The organism is Micromonospora sp. LOL_023, from assembly GCF_048060115.1.
Lineage (GTDB): Bacteria > Actinomycetota > Actinomycetes > Mycobacteriales > Micromonosporaceae > Micromonospora_E.
On sequence record NZ_JBHMIM010000026.1, the window covers coordinates 14672 to 32159 of the forward strand.

The following is a 17488-nucleotide window of genomic DNA, read 5'->3' on the forward strand; positions in this document are numbered from 1 at the left end:
GGTGACCCGTACCGCCGGTCGAATCCCGGCACAGCCCGCAGGTGGTGTCCCGCTCCCGGCGCTGACCTGCGCGATCGGGCTGGGCCTGGTGATGCTGGACAACACCGCGTTGACGGTGAGCCTGCCGACGGTGGCCCGCGAGGTAGGCATCAGCGAGACCGCCGCCCGCTGGCTGTTCGTCACGTTCATGCTGGCGAACCTGGCGGTGCTGCCCAGCGCCGGTGCGTTGGCAGCCCGGGTCGGCCGGCGCCGGGGCTACCAGATCGGGTTGGTGCTGTTCGGGGCCGGCAGCCTGCTGGCGCTGGTCGCCGGGTCGTTCTGGCTGCTCGTCGTGGCACGGGTGCTGCAGGGTGCCGGCGGCGCGATGATGATTCCCAACTCGGCGGCGCTACTCGACGCGAACGTCGCTGGCGACCAGCGGGTACGCGCGGTCGCCGCCTGGGTGACGATCAGTTCGGCGGGGATCTTCGTCGGCCCGGTGATCGGCGGACTGTTGACCGCAACGGTCAGCTGGCGGCTGATCTTCCTGGTGGAGCTGGTCGCCGCGGCAGCCGGTCTACTGCTCGCCAGTCGGCTGGCCGACGTGGTCGTCGACCGCCGTCGCCTCGACCTGGTCGGCATGCTCACCGGTGGCGCCGCGGTCTGCCTGGCCTGCGCCGGCATTCTGGAGGCGGGCCGGCCCGACCCGGACTGGGTGCTGGTCACCACCAGCGTCGGGCTGGCCGTGCCGGTGGCCGCCGCGTTCCTGGTCGTCGAACGGCGGACCCGGTTCCCGGCGTTCGACCTGCGGGTCTTCAGCCACGCCGGGTTCGGTGCGCTGATCGTCGCGGGGGTGGCGTACAACGCGGTGGTCGCCGGCGGCGGGTACGTGCTCAGCCTGTCATTGCAGGTGGAGCGGGAGATGTCGGCGTCGGTCGCCGGCTGGGCGGTGTTCGCCACGATGGCGCTGATCCCCGTGGGCAGTCAGCTGGCCGGCCGGCTCACCCAACGTTTCGGGCTGGGCGCCCTGATGTCGCTGGCGGCGCTGTGGCTGGCGGGCGCCTACCTGGTCGTCGGGGCCGCCGGGGCGGCACCACTCGTGGTGCTCGCGCTGTCGTTGCCGCCGATCGGTCTCGCCGTCGGGGTGCTGTTCGCCGGGGACACCGCGGCGGCGATGAGCCTGGTGCGGCCCGCCGCACTGCCCTCGGCGCTGACCAACCTGAGCCTGGCCCGCCAGGTCGGGTCGGTGGTCGGGGTCACCGTGCTGGGCAGCGTCTACCAGCAGGTGGGGGTGGCCGGCGGGGTGGGGGCACTGTCGCCGTTGCAGGTGACGTTGTTGTTCGCCGGGGTCGCGCTGCTACCGGCCGCGTGGCTGATCCGCCGTCGGGTGGCGGCCGCGCTGACCGGCCAGCGCCCGGTGGACGTGGTCGTGGTCGTGGTCGTCCAGGGTCCGGTAGCCGCCGACGACGTCGTCCAGCGTGCGGCCGACGATGCCGCCCGCGCCGTCGACAAGCAGGAAGGTGAGTATGAGCGACAGACTTGTGATTGAGAATCTGCAGGTCAGCTACGGCAGCGGCGCGCAGCGCGTCGAGGCGGTCGCGCCGATGTCGCTCGCCGTGCCGGCCGGGCAGAAGCTGGGCATCGTCGGCGAGTCCGGATCGGGCAAGAGCACCCTGCTCAAGGCGGTGCTGGGGCTGATCCGCCCGCCGGGAGTGGTGCGGGCCGACGGGATCTGGTTGGACGGCACGGACCTGCGGTCGCTGAGTCGGCGCGAGTTCCGGGCCCGCTGTGGCTCAGAGATCGCGATGATCTTCCAGGACCCGGTGAACGCGTTGAATCCGGCGTTCTCCATCCGCGACCAGTTCCGCCGCTCGTTTCGGCTGCACCAGCCGGATCTGCCCCGGTCGCGGTACACCGAGACGATGCTGCGGGCGCTGGCCAGCGTCAGCATCGACGCCCGGGACAAGCTGGGCCGCTACCCGTTCGAGTTCAGCCAGGGCCAGCTACAGCGGATCATGATCGCGCTGGCCTGCTCCAGCCCACGGCTGAAGGTGCTGCTCGCCGACGAACCGACGTCCAGCCTGGACGTCACCACCCAGGCCCAGGTGCTGGATCTGCTGCACGCGCTCCAGGCCGAGCTGGGTTTCTCACTGATCATCGTCACGCACAACCTGCCGGTGGTCGCCGAACTGTGCGACCGGGCGCTGGTGATGTGCCGGGGCGAGGTGGTGGAGGACACCGACGTGATCTCGCTGTTCGAACAGCCGACCCATGACTACACCCGGCACCTGCTGGCGTCGATGGCGTCGCTGCCCCGGATCGCGAGCGGGGCGGCGTCATGACCGGGCAGCAGACCACGGCTCCGGGGGCGCCGCTGGTCACCGCCAGGGGCATCAACCACCGGTACGGCGGGGACGGCCGCTGGTGGTCGGCGGCGGCGTTGCCGCTGGTGCTGCGGGACGTCGATCTGGACATCGCCACCGGCGAGAGTGTCGGGCTGATCGGTGAGTCGGGTTCCGGCAAGAGCACCCTCGGCCGAATCCTGCTACAGCTCAACCGGCAGTCCGCCGGGCAGGTCGTCTTCGACGGGCAGGACACCGCCGCGTTGACCGAGGCGCAGCTTCGGGTGCTGCGGCGCCGGATGCAGTTGGTGTTCCAGAACCCGTACGCCTCGGTCAACCGGCGCTTCACCATCTCCGCCGCGCTGACCGACCCGCTGCGGGTCAACGGCATCGGCGACGAGTCCTCGCGGATCGACCGGGCCCGGGAACTGCTCGGCCTGGTCGGGTTGCCCGAGATGATGCTGGACCGCTATCCACACGAACTCAGCGGCGGGCAACTGCAGCGGGTCTGCGTGGCCCGAGCGTTGATCCTGTCGCCGTCGTTCCTGGTCGCCGACGAACCCACCGCCAGCCTGGACTCCAGCTCGGCGACCCAGGTGGTGGACCTGCTGGCCCGCGCCCGGACCGAGTTCGGATTGTCCCTGCTGTTCATCAGCCACGACCTGTCGGTGGTGTCCCGGGTCGCCGACCGGATCGCGGTGCTGTATCAGGGCACGCTGGTGGAGATCGGTCCGACGGAGCAGATCCTCGCCGAACCGGCCCACCCGTACACCCGGGCCCTGCGCGAGGCGATTCCCAACCCGGACCCTCGGACCCGGCCGGCGGTGCGCTCCCGTCCGGCGGGTGAACCGGACGCCGAACTGACCGGTGCCGGCTGCCGGTTCGCCACCCGCTGCCCGGTCACCTTGCCGGTCTGTCATGACGTGACGCCACCACTGCTGCCGATGGCGGCCGGCCGGTCGGTCGCCTGCCACCGGGTCCCGGCCACCGACCCCGATGTTCGACGACAAGAGAAGGAGCAGCCGTGACGGTGTCAATGCGGGAGTATCTGGAACGGTCCCTGGGGGTGTGGGACGGGACGTACACCCACCTGTCCCCTACCGGTGAGGTGATCGAGACCTTCGACAGCCGGCAGGAGCTGCGCCTGGACGGGCCGCTCTGGTACGAACGGCTGGTCCACCGGCCGGGGACGGCGCAGGAACGCATCTCGGACTTCCGGGGCCGACTCGCCGACGACGGCACCCTCGACCTGGGCATGGCGGGCTTCACCGGCACCGCGACCGTGCTCGACGACCGGGCGCTGTTCTTCACTGGCCACTGGCAGGAGACCGGGGTACGGGTCGACGAGTTGGTCACCATGGTCACCTCGGACGAGAAACTGCGACTGTGGCAGCGGTTCGAGGGCGACACCTTGATCGGCATCTCGGTGATCCGGGAGACCCGACGGGCCGACGGCGTGCCTGCGGACTGGCGTTGAGGAGGCAACCGATGGGAAACGCCACGGATCCGGCGACCCCACGCGGGGCGCTCGACACGCTGCTGACGGCGATCGTCGCCGGTGACGCCGACGCGATCGTCGACTGCTACGCCGGTGTCGAGGACCTGCACGTGTTCGTCGAGGGGCCACGCTGGCAGACCGTCGGGCACACCGCGGTCGCCAAGGGCTGGCGCGACTTCTGCGCGGCCGCGATGTCGGTGACCGCCGTCGACATCACCGACGGTCCGTGGGTGCACGGCACCGACGGTGACGCCGCCGGCGAAGCGGGGGCGCTGTCCAGCCTGAGCGCCACCGTACGGATGTCGGTCCGGACGGTGGCCGGTGAGCGGGCCGTGCCGATGCGGCTGACCTGGGTGCTGCGTCGCGACACCGACCGGTGGCGGATCGTGCACGAGCACGCGTCGCAGCCGCTGGCCGACCCGTACGGGGTCGGCGACTGGCTGGTCACCCCGGCAGCGACCTGACGATCGTGCGGCTGGTCAGCCGGGCAGCATGCCCGGCTTGACCACGCCGAGGACGGTGGCGACCAGCACCATCGCCCAGACGAAGAAGACCCACGGCACCGCTCGGGCGATCGATCCACTGATCGCCGCCTCGGTCGACGGGGTCGAACCGTCGGCCATCAGCCGTGCGAACGCCGGCCCGAACGGTCGCAGAGTGACTCGGATCAGCAGACCGCCGACTATGCACAGCGCGTACGCGGCGACCTTGCCGGCCAGCCAGCGCGGGTTGCTGTCCACCCCGAACGGCGCGGTGGCGACCAGGGCATAGCCGGCGGCGGCGAGCAGTCCGGCGGCCACGGCGATCCGGATGGTGATGTCGGCCCGCTGGGCGAGCCCGCCGGAGGGTCCCCGGAAGGCGGTGAGCATCACCGCCAGCCAGCCGAGCCCGATCAGCCAGGCCAGCGCCAGCGGCCAACCGGCGAAGATCTCCCGTCCGAGGTCGCTGGCGGCCATCAGGGTCACCCCGCTGGGCAGCATCAGCACCAGGCAGATCCGCGGCGACAGGTCGATGACGTGCATGATCTTCGCGGCGACGGCCCGCCCAGCGGGCGACCCGGTCGGATCGACGATGAACCGGCTGGCGTAGAAGACGCCGAGGTCAGTGCCGAGCCAGAAGGTCAACAGCAGCAGGTGCAGCAGGATCGCGAAGCTGTGCAGGTCGAATCCGGCCACCGGCTCGATGGCCTGGCTGATGCTCATGTCGATGCCCCTGCCGCCGCACTCCACGCCCCGGATTGGAACGCCGTTCCGATCCTATGGGAGGGTCCGCTCCGGCACCAGAACGTCCCAGGCCGACATCGCCCAGTCGATGATCCCGTTTAGGTCGGCGACACTGGCACCGTCGCGCGCCTGCACCGACATGCCCTGAACGACGGCACCGACGAACCGCGCGAGCGGCTCCGGGTCGACCGAGCCAGGCAGGTCGCCCTCGTCGATCCCGCGCCTGATGCGCCGGCAGATCTCATCGACGTCACGTTGCCGGCACTGGGCGAGAAATCGACTGACCTCGTCGGAGTCCGGCAGGCCGCCGATCGCGGCCAGGACCACCAGACAGCCGGTGGGATTCGCCGGATCGGTGTAGGCCCGCGCGTTGTGCCGCAGCATCGCCTCGATCGCCTGTCGCGCACCGCCGGGACCGTTCAGCGCCCGCTGCGGGGCCAACCCCTCGGTGGCGTTGTAGAGATCCACCGCCTCCCGGAACAAGGCTTCCTTGCTGGCGAAGGCCGCGTACAGGCTAGGTGAGGCGATGCCCATGGCGGCCGTCAGCTCGGCCATCGACGCGCCCTGGTAGCCGCGCCGCCAGAAGACCTCCATCGCGCGCCGTAGCGCCACCGCACGATCGAAGGTACGTGGTCGACCCCGCTTCGCCATCTGCATCCCCATCTCACCTTTTTCGAGGATAGGTGTTCGCGCCGACCGCTATTCGCGACGAACAGCGTATCGCGTTCCCGGCGGTTGAATGGTATAAAAATCTCAAAGAGTAGTTTGGAGCACCAAATGACTATTTTTCCCTCACTCCGTGTCCCCGTCATCGCTGCCCCGATGGCCGGCGGACCGTCCACCCCCCGATTAGTCGCAGCGGTTGCCCGAGCTGGCGCCATGGGCTTCCTCGCTGCCGGCTACAAGCGACTCGACCAGGTACACGAGGAGATCCGGCAGGTGCGTCAGCTGACCGACGCGCCGTTCGGCGTCAACGTCTTCACATCCGGTGAGACCCGGATCGACCAGGGCGCCCTCGCCTCCTATGCGGCAGCGTTGCAATCCGATGCGACGCGGCTAAATGTTGCGCTCGGTCAGCCCGAGGCCGACGACGACCACTTCAACGAAAAGATCGAGCTCCTGTGCGCCGAGCGCGTGCCGGTGGTCTCGTTCGTGTTCGGCCTACCTACCGGCGCGACCATCGACCGACTGCATCATGCCGGGGTCAGTGTTCTGGTCACCGTCACCACGCCGGGAGAGGCAGTGGCCGCCGAGGCGATCGGCGCCGACGCACTTGTCGCGCAGGGCATCGAGGCCGGCGGACACCGTGGTGGTTTCACCGACCACGACGGCATCGGCGAATACGGGCTACTTGTGCTGCTCCGACTGGTCAGGCAGGCCAGCAGGCTGCCCGTCATCGCCGCCGGGGGCCTGACGGACGGCGCATCGGTCGCCGCCGCGCTGACCGCCGGTGCGATCGCCGCCCAGTTGGGGACGGCGTTCCTGCGCTGCCCCGAGGCGGGCACGAACCCCATCCACCGTGCCGAGATCGGCGGCTCCCAGGAGACCACCCTGACCCGCGCCTTCACCGGTCGCCGGGCCCGAGCCATCGTCAACGGATTCGTCCGACGCCACACCGCCACACCGCCTCCGGCCGCCTATCCACACGTACACCATCTGACCGCACCGTTGCGACGTGCGGCGTTGATCGCCGGTGATACGGACAGTGTCCACCTCTGGGCCGGTCAGGCACACTCGCTGGTCCGTGAGCTTCCGGCAGCGGACCTGGTGCGCCGGATCGCTGCCGAGATCCGCTCGGCGCTGGCCGAGGCGAGGAGTCGGCTGTTCGAAGGATGACTACTGCGGGTGGTCCGGTGATCGGTGGCCTAGGCGTCCACCGATCACCGGTGCTCATCACCAGATGGTCAGCGCGGGACAGACATCGCCGGTACGTCGTCCACCTGGCTACCGCTGATCACCGCCGACTTGGGAACCGGTCGGGCTTCACTCCTCCACAAGGCGCAGCCCGATGATTCCCACCACGATCAGCCCGAGGAAGAGCAGCCGCACCGGGCTGAGACTCTCCTGCAGGGCGACCGCCCCGGCGATGACCACACCGACCGCGCCGATCCCCACCCACACCGCGTAGGCCGTCCCAACGGGCAGGCTCTTCATCGCCCAAGCGAGCATGAAGAAGCTGAGCCCTGCGGTGACGATCGCCAGCACCGAGGGCCACAGCCGGGTGAATCCGGCGGTGTGTTTGAGCGCGCTCGCCCATACGACTTCCAGTAGCCCGGCCAAGACCAGGACGACCCATGCCATACGTACTCTCTCCTCAGGATCAACTTCGCCCGTACGAGCACAAGTCCGGACGGTCAGCCAAGCCCTCGTCGGATTGACGGGCACCCCGGCCGGGGCCGACGCGGTCCGTCAGGCCGCGAACCCGCCGTCGACCGCGATCGCGGTTCCGGTGATGTACCGTCCGCCCTCACCAGCCAGGTGGCTGACTGTCGCGGCGATGTCCGACGGCGAGGCGTACTGACCGACAGCGATGAAGCCGCGCTCGTGGTCGGCACCCTCACCGTCGGCGGGGTTCATGTCGGTGTCGGTGGAGCCAGGGTGCACGACAGTCGCCGTGATCCCACGTGGACCCAGATCCCGAGCCAGTCCGCGGGTCATGCCGATCAGTGCGCTCTTCGTCATCGCGTAGAGGCTGACACCGGCATAGGGGACCCGCTCGGCGAAGCAACTGCCGATGCTGATGATCCGTCCACCCGGTCCCATGTGCCGAACGGCTGCCTGGCTGGCCAGGAAGACCCCTCGCACGTGCACGGCCAGGGTGCGGTCGAGCTCCTCGAGGCTGACCTCGTCCACCGATCCGTACGGAAAGACCCCGGCGTTGTTCACCAGGATGTCCAGCCGGCCGAACTCCTCGACCGTCCGATCGACGGCACCGATCACCGCCGCCGCGTCGCCACTGTCCGCGGCGATCGCCAATCCACGCCGGCCGGCCGCTTCCACGTCGGCGACCACGGACTTGGCCCGGTCCCCGGCGCTGAGGTAGGTCAGGGCGACATCGGCGCCGTCCTGCGCCAGCCGGGTGGCGATCGCGGCTCCGATCCCCCGGCTGCCCCCGGTGACGAGCGCGACCTTTCCTGCCAGTCCTGTCATGTCCGTCCTCATTTCTGTATCGGTCGACACAATATTCACCAGCCTAGCGGACGCACCGACACCTCGGGTACTAGACCGACTCGATCCCGTATCGATCAGTGGCCAACCGCATCGAACGCTCCACATCGACGGCGAACTGATCCGCCGACGGCGGCGATGAGCCATCGACCGCCGGCTGGCCGCAGTCCACGAAGAACTGCTCGAACCCGCCAGGCAGGAAGAAGAGCAGCATCTTGGCGTGTTTGTCCGAGATATTGCGGAAGCGGTGTGGACCGCCCCGGGGCAGCCAGATGAACGAACCCGCCGTGGCGACGAGTTCGCGGTCGTGGTCCGCGATCTCGAACCGCCCATCCACGATGTAGAAGGCTTCGTCCTCTTTGTGATGGATGTGCATCGGCGGTCCGCTCTGCGGCGGCACGATCGCCTCCATCAGGCCGAACGAACCACCGGTGTCCCCGGCCGCCGCCTTGATCGTGTACCTGTCGCCGCTGAACGCCCACACGCTCGGACCCTCGCCCGCCGCGACGTACCGGGCCCGCGGAAACCCCTGCTCGATGAAGCTCATGGTCACACCCACCCTCCGAACGACTCCTGGCCTATCAAGGGTCTTCCGCGCCGACGGTCGGGCATATCGCGTCTTTCGGCGATCTGTCCGCCGGCTGGTGCCCCGACGCGCCCGGCACAGACCAAAGCGAACGGGGCCGCTCCTGAGCGGACGAATCACGCGTCCCGCAAAGACGTGAGAAGACATCACGTAAAGACGTGATGTCAGACCGCGTGACGCGGTGGAGTCTTGCCGACGGCCACCCGCACGGGTGGCGATCACGCTCAGCCAACCCGGAGGTACACCTCAGTGAGTGCACTCTCGCGCCGGTCGGTCCTCACCGGATCGGTCGCGGTCGGTGGCACCCTCGCCGCCACTCAGTTGGGCATGGATCCCGCTCTCGCCGCACCGACGGACCGGCGTCCAGGACCGCGTCAGGACGCCCATCTCGTCCCTCGCGGAGATTTGCGGCATTCTGGTCTTTCCCGCGGCCAGAACCAGCGGTTCACCAGCGACCCTGACTACATCCGCCTGCCCCGTTCCACATCAGAGGTCGTCAGCTCGGTCAGCCGAGCTGTCGCGGAGCGCCGTCGGCTGACCGTCCGCAGCGGCGGCCACTGCTACGAAAATTTCGTCGACAATCCCGACGTCAAGACGATCATCGACATGACCGAGATGCGGCTGATCAGTCACGACCCGGACCGGCGCGCGGTCATGGTTCAAGCTGGCGCCACCCTTGGCGAGGTCTACTACGCCCTGTTCCGCCGGTGGGGGGTCACCCTACCCGGCGGCTCCTGCTACACCGTCGGAATCGGCGGGCATGTCAGCGGCGCCGGGTACGGACAAATGGGTCGACTACAGGGCCTCATCGTCGACCATCTGCACGCGATCGAGGTGGTGGTGGTGGACCACACCGGGCGGGCCCGCCCGGTGGTGGCCACCCGCGACCCCGCCGATCCGCACCACGACCTCTGGTGGGCGCACACCGGCGGAGGTGGCGGCAGCTTCGGTGTCAGCACCCGCTACTGGTTCCGATCGCCGGGTGCCACCGGCGCTGATCCGTCCCAGTTCCTCCCAGCCCCACCGTCCGATGTGTGGATCTGCACCGTCACCTGGAACTGGGACGACTTCGATCGGGAGTCGTACGGTCGGCTGCTGGACAACTATGGTCGCTGGCACGAGTTGAACAGCGGTGCCAGCTCGCCCTACGCCGGCCTGTTCGCTCGACTGGAGCTGACCACCCGGCCGAACGGTACCTTCAGCATGATCGTCCAGATGGATGCCACCAGGGCCGACTCCCGGATTCTGCTCGACCGGTTCATCGCGGCAGTCAACGACGGGCTCCGCCCCGCCGGTGTCGTCGGCCAACTCCGCAGGCTGCCGTGGCTACACGCCACGGGTTGGCCCGGGCTGTGGATGAGCAATCCGACCGACCGGTACAAGTACAAGTCCAGCTACCAACGGCGGTCGTTCTCCGCCGCCCAGGTGGACGGGTTCTGGCGGGTCCTCTCAGAGACCAGCTACGACCAGCCCGGATGGGTGGTCTCGATCGCCTCGTACGGTGGTCGGATCAACTCGGTCTCGCCGACCGCCACCGCCACGCCACACCGGGATTCCGTGCTCAAACTGCTCTGGGGAACAGCCTGGGTGGATGCGGCCGACGATCAGCGGCATCTCAGCTTCCTCAGCGAGTTCTACCGGACGGTGCACGCGCAGACCGGCGGGGTGCCGGTGCCGGATGAGGTGACCGACGGCTGCTTCATCAACTACGCGGACGTCGACATCAGCGACCCGGCGCAGAACACCTCGGGCACCGCCTGGCACGACCTGTACTGGAAGCAGAACTATCCACGGCTGCAACAGATCAAGTCCAGGTACGACCCGGGCAACATCTTCCGGCACGCCCAGTCCATCAGACCCGCCGGCTCCTGAGTGGTCCCGTGTCCCGGCCGGCACCGGCCGTAGCAACGCCGTCGACGTCGGCCGGGACACGGCACCGCGCCAGCACGACATCGACGATCTCGGCGCTGGCACCGAGATAGCGGGTGGGATCGAGCAGTTGGTCCCACCCGCCAGCGCGGGCTACCACCGCCCGCACCGGCGTCGACCGCAGTTCCGGGTCACCGACCAGCAGCTCGGCGAAGTCCCGCCCCTGCTCAGCAGCCATCCGGGCGATCCGGCCCAGCAGTCGCTTGACCGCCGCGCGATCGAGCACCGGCGACAGCACCGCGTTGATCCGCTCGGTGACCAACGCGCCGCCGGTCATCGCGAGATTGTGTCGCATCCGGTCGGGAAAGACTTCCAGCCCGGTCAGCAGTTCCCGGGCGGTGGCGCTGGCACCGGCGACCAGGCGTAGGCACTCCCGCAACGGGTGCCACTCGGCGTGCCAACCTCCTGCGGAACGCTCGTCCTCGGCAAGCAGGCACTGCCCGAGCACCAGCGCGTGGCTCGGCACCTGACGGGCCGCGGCCACGATCAAGGTGGCCAGCACCGGATTGCGTTTCTGCGGCATCGCCGACGACACACCCCGGCCCGCCCCGGCCGGCTCGGCCACCTCCGAGACCTCAGTACGGGCCAGGCCTTGGACGTCGATCGCGACCTTGCCGAGCGTGCCGGTGATCAGGCTGGCCACCCCGCCGATCTCGGCCACCGGGGCGCGCAGCGCATGCCACGGCACGACCGGGGCGGCCAGACCGAGCTCCCGCGCGAACGGCTCAACCAGGTCCAACGGTGAACCGCGGAACTGGCCCTGTTGTAGGGCCGCGTACTCGGCGTACCCCGCGAGAGTGCCGGCCGCACCACCGAGCTGCACCGGTAGACCTGCGTCAAGCAGCGCGGCCAGGCGGTTGCGGGCGTCGAGTACCGAGTTGCACCAGCCGGCGACCTTGGCACCGAACGTGATCGGCACCGCGTGCTGGGTGAGCGTACGCCCCGCCATCGGGGTGAGTCGATGTTCGGCGGCGAGTTCGGCCAGCACCGCCACGATGGCGTCGAGGTCGTCTCGGACCGCCCGCAGCACCCGGTCGGCGATCAGCATCGTCGCGGTGTCGAGGATGTCCTGGCTGGTACCCCCTCGATGCACGAATTCCGCAGCTGCCGGATCCACCTCGCGCACCGCCTGCACGAGTGCCTCGACCAGTGGCACCACCGGGTTCGCCGCTCCGCGGGCGGCGACCGCCAGCGCCGCGACGTCCAGCGTGGCGCTGCTCGCGACTGCCACGACCACCGGGAGAACCCTCTCTGGGACGATGCCCAGCCGGCACTGAACGCGCAGCAGCGCCACCTCGACCCGGACCATCGCCCGCAGGTACGCCTCGTCAGTGAGCCAACTGGCGGACGGCAGCCCGGCCCACACCGGTGCCAGCAGTCCGGCGTCGAGGCCAACGGCCTCGGCCGTCGGTGTCGCGGTCACCGCGCACCTCCCGCGGGAGCAGCGAGCAGTTGGCTGGCCGCCGTGGTCGGCAGCCAGGCTAGCGGGATGTGCTGGTGCAGATAGAACGGGCCGCCCGGCGGTGCCTGCCGCGGTGGCCCGGCGAACGACAGGCAGGCCCGCGCGATCGCGTCTGCGTCGGCCAGCGTCACCGAGTTGACCCCGGGGCGGATGCCGGCCGCCGTCACCCAGTGCACGTTCTCGGTCGGGATGCCGAACGCGAACCGGCGCGGATGTTCCCTTCCGGCGCTGTCGACCAGGCGGTACGGGCGTTCACTCACCCACAGTCCGCCGGTCTCGTAGTCGTCACCTGCCGGATCGGGGATCCGGTACGGCCGACAGTCACCACGCTGTCGCAGGTCCACGGTCAGCTCGTCGTCGGTGCGACGTAGGTCGAATTCGGGCAACCGGGCCTCGATCAGGCCCTCCACCAGTGTCGGCGGCTCCGGCACGTTCGCCGACCAGATCCGGAAGCCCGGCGGGTCCTCATGGCTGACGACGCTCAGGCCAGGTCCGAGAACCCGGAGCACACCGGCCTCGATCAGGGCGATCATCTCGGCGATGCGACGCGCTGGCGGGCCGATCGACACGAAGGCGTTGAGCGGGGTGTACCAGCCGACGAGCTCGTCCCGGTACGAACTGCCCGCCAGCCCACCGTGGTCCACCACCATGCGCACCTCGTTTCGCAGGTCACGCATCGCGTCGAGGGCCGCCTTGACCGGGCTTGTCACGTTGCCCAGCAATGCCGCCCGGAGATCGGCCTGCAGATAGTCCAGGAGCCAGCGCTGATACTGGTCCGTGCTGGCGAAGCGCCGGTCGCCGTACGGGGCGGCGATCCGCCGCCAGTCCCACCACTGTGACCGGGCGACACCGAACCGCCCCAACAGCCGACGTACGGCCTCGCTGTCGTAGGCCCACCTGACGTACTCGGACTGGAACTCCATCGCCGCCGAGACGCCCCGGCTCTCCTTGATCAACGCGTGGTAGTACACCGCGCAGACCTCGCGGGAGATCAAGGGCCAGACCTCGGCACCGAACCGGGGCGGGTCACCGGCCCGGGCCCGCCATCGCCACCGTCGGATCACGTCCTCGGTGAGGAACAAGGGTTGGTGCCGCTCGGCCACGCCTTTCTGGTTCTCCCCGCGTGCGTTGTACGGGACACCTCGTCGGGATCCGGCGTACAGCAGCGGCTCGTCGCCGGAGGGCAGGTAGCGGAGCCGATCCGCCGGCCCGATGAATCGGCCGCCTCGGCCCTGGCAGAGCAGCGTCAGGTAGTCGAAGAAGTTGAGGCCCATCCCCCGCAGCGCGATCCGCTGACCGGGTCGGATGTCGTCGAGGCGCACGTCCGCAGGGCTGCTCGGCGGTTGGTAGACAACAGCGTGTCGGGCCGCGTGTGCAGCGAACCGGCGTTCCTCGCCACCAAGTGGCATGGAGATGTGTCCTTGAGCGAGGACCACGGCATCCAGCTGATCCAACCGGGCACCGGCGGCGAGCAGGGCGACCTGTCTGCCATCAGGGGCGTTGCGCAGGCGCACGACCCGGTCGGCGTGCAGTCGAATGGCCACCTGAGGGCCTGCGGTAGCCCGGATCCGGGCCAGGACCCAGCGTAGGTAATAGCCGAAGAGGGCTCGGGATGGGTAGTCGTTGGGCCCGAGTGATCTCGCCTCCTCGAGGATCTCTGCCGGGTACTCGTCAACCGGATCCATGATGGCCAGAGTCCGCGCCCACTCGTCGAGCCGCGGCCCGGGTCGCACCGGACCCACACAGGTGACGCTGTCATCGGTAAACAGGCTGACCTGGCAGGCGATCGTGTTCATCAGCAGGGCTGGCGCCTGTCCGGTACGCCAGACCTGACTACCCTCGAGGACGAATGGATCTACGACGTGAATCTCCGCTCTGGCCCGCGGCCAGTCTGATAAGTTGGCGACGATGCGCTCTAAGGTAGACAGATTTCGCGGCCCGGCACCGATCAAGCAGATTCGAAGGTCGCAATCGTATCCCGCCATGAGGTCCTCACTGACTCGCCAGATCATTGGCGTCGACACCCAAGTGGACATCGACGGGGGAAAATTGAGCATCACGTCAACACGGGATATCGACCGACAGTGATGGGACATCACGCGCGTACCGGCACGCCAAGGTCCAGGATCCTCCAAAGTAGCGGATTGATCTCTCTGGGTATAGAATTGATCCACAGCCGTCCATCACCACCCGGCTGGGTGCCGTCCTACTTGGTGACCCCGCAGCAGGCATGCTCTGGTTCGTGTTGCACCACACCCGACGCCTCCACCCCGCGCACCGGGAGGGTTCGTACGTGTCCGTGGAAAATGGCCCAAAGCACTACCCACATACGGTCACCGCGCTGCCATCCTGGACCGGGGTGAGACATGCGCCGGGAATGATCGACAACAAACCGATCGGCCCGCAGACCGAGAACTATCCGATGCTGCGCGTAGGCTCCGTCCAGCGGCATGGCGCACTCGCCACCGAGTCTCGGATACTTGCCCCACCGCTGGTGGGACGCGCCGACGTGCTGCTCGACCTGCACCGCGCGCTGATCGAGACAGCCTCCGGTGCCGGCGGGTGCATCGTCGTGCAGGGCACTGCGGGGATGGGAAAGAGTCGACTGCTGGAAACCGCAGTCACGGAGGCGCGGGCATTCGGGATGGCCGTCTCCAGCAGCCGGGCCACCGCGCTGGACCGCGCCGCTCCGCTGACCACCATGCGGACGCTGCTGCAGAACGCCCACCCACCGGGACTCGACCTGGCTACCGCGAGCGACAGCGGCAAGAATCCGCTACACCTCGTTGATCAAATTGGTGAACAAGTCGAGCAGTACGTCCGGAAACAACCAATGCTGATCTGCCTTGACGATGCCCACCTGTCTGACGAACTCACCTCCCTGGCGCTGCGGATCCTGGTGCCGGAGCTGGCGTCGTCACCGTTGACCTGGCTGCTGTCGCGACGACCTGCGGCAGTCCGCACCTTCGGTCAGGACGCCATTGACTGGCTGGTCGCCGAGGGTGCCCGCACCCACGACCTGGAGCCGCTGGCGAAGGAGGCGGTCACCGACTTCTGCGCCAGCATGCTCGGTGCCATCCCGGACGATTCGGTGGTCGAGATGGCCGAACGCGGCGCCGGGAATCCGTTCCTGCTCGAACAGCTCGTCTCGACGCTTCGGGAGACTGGCCAGCTCACCATCTCCGGTGGGGTCGCGACCCTGGTCGGCAGCGAGCTGACCGCCGATTTCCTCAGCGCGGTCGACCTGCGGCTGCGCGACCTGTCCGAGCTGACCCGCCGGCTGCTCGACGCCTCGTCGGTGCTGGGACGGCCGTTCACCGTGCACGAGGTAGCCGGCCTGGTCGGCCGGTCGGCGATCGACCTGCTGCCGGCGGTCGACGAGGCGGTCTCCGCCGTCATCCTCGAAGCCGACGGCAACGAGCTGCGCTTCCGCCACGACCTGATTCGCGAGGCGCTGTACGGCCAACTGTCCGAACCTGTCCGTCGGGCGCTGCACCGCGAGGCGGCCACGGTCATCCAACGCGAAGGGCGCTCGGCGGTGGAAGTCGCCGAGCATCTGGTACGAGGTGGGCATGCCGGCGACGGACAGGCGGTCGCGGTGCTACGGCAAGCGGTCGCGCAGATCGCGCCTACCGCGCCCAACACCGCCGCGGACCTGATCCTGCGGATGCTCGAGCTGATCACTCCCCACGACCTGTCCCGTCCCCCACTGGTCGCGGAAGCGGTTCGGCTCCTCGCTCTCGGTGACCGGATCGCCGAAGCCATCGAGCTCGGCGAGGCCGCGTTGCACGCCGGACTCGATTCGGCGCAGGAGGCGGCACTGCTACTCGGCCTCGCCGAGGCGCTGCACGTCACCGGGCACAGCGGCGATGTCGTCAGCTATGCGTCGCGGGGCATCAGCCGGGCCCGACCCGGCGACCCGATCCGCGCCGAGCTTCTCTCCGTACAGGCATACGCGCTGCTGGACACCGGCGACATAGCCGGAGGCGACAACGCCGGCACCGAAGCCGCTGCGCTCGGCGCGGCGACGGGGACCTACGGTGCCCTGGTCTGTGGTACCAGCGCCCGCTCGATCGCGGCCCGGATGGTGGGCAACCTGAAGTCGGCGGTCGAGTACGCCCGAGACGCCGTACGCATAGCCGAGCAGGTCGGCGGGGAGGCGCGACGGCGTCACCCACGGCTGTGGCTGGCCGCAGCGCTGACAGCGGTGGACGAACTTGCCGAGGCCGAGTCGCTCTTCGCGCACGACCAACGCGAGTCGGACAGTCTCGGCACCGCATGGACGCAGCCCCGTTGGTACTACCACCGGGCCATGATGCTCACCGTCAGCGGTCGGCTGGACGACGCGGTCGCCGAGGCCGAGGCGGGCGCCCGGGTCGCCGAGCAACTCGCCGCTCCGGCGCTGAGTCTGCCTTTGCTGACCCTGCTGGCGAGCTTGGCGATGCATCGGGACGATCTGGCGGCCGCCCGCGCCCATCTGGACCGGGCGCATGAGATCTCGACAGTTGGCGACGTGCCGGTGCCGGTCGACCTGGCATGGATAGTCACCCAGTTCCGGCTCGCCTGCGGTGAGCAACCAGCCTCGGCGCTACGGACAGTCATCGAGACAGGCGTCGACAGCCAGTCGCTGCTGCGGATGCTGGCCCGCAGGCCGGAAGCCGCGCCCCAGTTGAGCCGCCTGGCGCTGGCCGCCGGTGCCAGCGACCTCGCCTCCCGCACCGTGGAGATGGCTCGCCGGCTGGCCGAACGCAATCCAGACATCCCGTCGCTGGTCGGGATCGCCGATCACGCCAGCGGCGTCGCCCATGACGATCTCGGGGCGCTCCGCCGGGCGGTGCACACGCTGGCACAGAGCCCGAGAGTCATGATCAGGGCTGCCGCCATGGAGGATCTGGCCGCACGTGAGGACGTCAACGTCCGCCGCGATGAGGCGGTCAGGCTCGTCGAGCAGGCATTGTCCACGTATCTGTCGTGCAACGCCGCCAGGGACGCGGCCCGGGCCCAGCAGGCGCTTCGGGAGCTGGGGGTACGGCGCCGGCAACGGCAGCAGGCCACGGTGGGCAGTCAGGGCTGGGACAGCCTGACGACGTCGGAACTGCGCGTCGTCAGGCTGGTCGCCGAAGGACTCACCAACCGTCAAGTGGCCGCTCAACTGTTCGTGTCCCCACATACCGTCGACAGCCATCTGCGGCACAGCTTTAGCAAGTTGGGCGTGACGAGCCGGGTCGAGCTGACCCGGCAGGTTCTGCTGCACGACCAGGGCGGGCTGGGCAGCCCTGGCCCGGCCTGACCGGGTCAACG

The 17488-nt window shown here is 69.1% G+C and carries 15 protein-coding genes; 8 read left to right on the top strand and 7 right to left on the bottom strand.

Annotated features, from left to right (window positions below):
* Position 1: 1 nt before the first annotated feature.
* Genes ACFHVL_RS15805 through ACFHVL_RS15825 form a run of 5 tightly spaced genes read left to right on the top strand, consistent with a single transcriptional unit; the run spans position 2 to position 4283 of the window.
* Positions 2-1528, top strand: a complete 1527-nt coding sequence (locus tag ACFHVL_RS15805; protein ID WP_416628643.1) for an MFS transporter — start codon at positions 2-4, stop codon at positions 1526-1528.
* On the top strand, positions 1506-2321 hold the full coding sequence (locus ACFHVL_RS15810) for an ABC transporter ATP-binding protein (protein WP_416628644.1): 816 nt from the start codon (positions 1506-1508) through the stop codon (positions 2319-2321). Before ACFHVL_RS15805 ends, ACFHVL_RS15810 begins: the two co-directional genes overlap by 23 nt.
* Positions 2318-3349 (top strand): oligopeptide/dipeptide ABC transporter ATP-binding protein, encoded by a 1032-nt coding sequence (locus ACFHVL_RS15815; protein WP_416628645.1) that lies wholly within the window; start codon positions 2318-2320, stop codon positions 3347-3349. The genes ACFHVL_RS15810 and ACFHVL_RS15815 overlap by 4 nt, the downstream gene beginning before the upstream one ends.
* A complete protein-coding gene (locus ACFHVL_RS15820; RefSeq protein ID WP_416628647.1) occupies positions 3346-3798 on the top strand; it encodes a hypothetical protein in 453 nt (150 codons plus the stop codon). The genes ACFHVL_RS15815 and ACFHVL_RS15820 overlap by 4 nt, the downstream gene beginning before the upstream one ends.
* 11 nt (positions 3799-3809) lie before the next feature.
* Positions 3810-4283, top strand: coding sequence for a YybH family protein (locus tag ACFHVL_RS15825; protein ID WP_416628649.1), 474 nt, complete (start codon positions 3810-3812; stop codon positions 4281-4283).
* A 15-nt stretch (positions 4284-4298) separates the two neighbouring features.
* On the opposite strand, the gene ACFHVL_RS15830 is transcribed toward ACFHVL_RS15825, so the two are convergent.
* Both ACFHVL_RS15830 and ACFHVL_RS15835 read right to left on the bottom strand, forming a co-directional pair.
* The gene (locus ACFHVL_RS15830) at positions 4299-5021 is read right to left on the bottom strand and encodes a hypothetical protein (RefSeq protein ID WP_416628650.1); all 723 of its coding nucleotides are present in this window, start codon (positions 5019-5021) and stop codon (positions 4299-4301) included.
* A 54-nt stretch (positions 5022-5075) separates the two neighbouring features.
* Complete coding sequence (locus ACFHVL_RS15835; RefSeq protein ID WP_416628652.1) at positions 5076-5699, bottom strand: TetR/AcrR family transcriptional regulator; 624 nt, start codon at positions 5697-5699, stop codon at positions 5076-5078.
* Positions 5700-5819: 120 nt separating this feature from the next.
* Between ACFHVL_RS15835 and ACFHVL_RS15840 the strand changes: the two genes are divergently transcribed.
* Entirely contained in the window at positions 5820-6878 is a 1059-nt protein-coding gene (locus tag ACFHVL_RS15840; RefSeq protein WP_416628654.1) for an NAD(P)H-dependent flavin oxidoreductase, read from the top strand.
* A 147-nt stretch (positions 6879-7025) separates the two neighbouring features.
* On the opposite strand, the gene sugE is transcribed toward ACFHVL_RS15840, so the two are convergent.
* From sugE to ACFHVL_RS15855, 3 genes are all read right to left on the bottom strand, one after another.
* The gene (gene sugE, locus ACFHVL_RS15845) at positions 7026-7343 is read right to left on the bottom strand and encodes a quaternary ammonium compound efflux SMR transporter SugE (protein WP_416628655.1); all 318 of its coding nucleotides are present in this window, start codon (positions 7341-7343) and stop codon (positions 7026-7028) included.
* 108 nt (positions 7344-7451) lie between these two features.
* Positions 7452-8192: an SDR family NAD(P)-dependent oxidoreductase gene (locus ACFHVL_RS15850; protein WP_416628656.1), complete on the bottom strand. Its 741-nt coding sequence runs from the start codon at positions 8190-8192 to the stop codon at positions 7452-7454.
* Between the two features lie 70 nt (positions 8193-8262).
* Positions 8263-8757, bottom strand: coding sequence for a cupin domain-containing protein (locus ACFHVL_RS15855; protein ID WP_416628720.1), 495 nt, complete (start codon positions 8755-8757; stop codon positions 8263-8265).
* A gap of 288 nt (positions 8758-9045) precedes the next feature.
* Here ACFHVL_RS15855 and ACFHVL_RS15860 point away from each other — a divergent pair, with 288 nt between their 5' ends.
* Positions 9046-10668, top strand: coding sequence for an FAD-binding oxidoreductase (locus tag ACFHVL_RS15860; protein ID WP_416628657.1), 1623 nt, complete (start codon positions 9046-9048; stop codon positions 10666-10668).
* Here the strand turns inward: ACFHVL_RS15860 and ACFHVL_RS15865 are convergent.
* Both ACFHVL_RS15865 and ACFHVL_RS15870 read right to left on the bottom strand, forming a co-directional pair.
* On the bottom strand, positions 10649-12148 hold the full coding sequence (locus tag ACFHVL_RS15865) for a class-II fumarase/aspartase family protein (protein ID WP_416628659.1): 1500 nt from the start codon (positions 12146-12148) through the stop codon (positions 10649-10651). The two genes, ACFHVL_RS15860 and ACFHVL_RS15865, sit on opposite strands and share 20 nt — an antisense overlap.
* Complete coding sequence (locus tag ACFHVL_RS15870) at positions 12145-14199, bottom strand: FAD/NAD(P)-binding protein (protein WP_416628660.1); 2055 nt, start codon at positions 14197-14199, stop codon at positions 12145-12147. Before ACFHVL_RS15870 ends, ACFHVL_RS15865 begins: the two co-directional genes overlap by 4 nt.
* Before the next feature lie 365 nt (positions 14200-14564).
* On the opposite strand from ACFHVL_RS15870, the gene ACFHVL_RS15875 reads away from it, so the two are divergent.
* The gene (locus tag ACFHVL_RS15875; RefSeq protein ID WP_416628661.1) at positions 14565-17477 is read left to right on the top strand and encodes a helix-turn-helix transcriptional regulator; all 2913 of its coding nucleotides are present in this window, start codon (positions 14565-14567) and stop codon (positions 17475-17477) included.
* Positions 17478-17488: the final 11 nt, after the last annotated feature.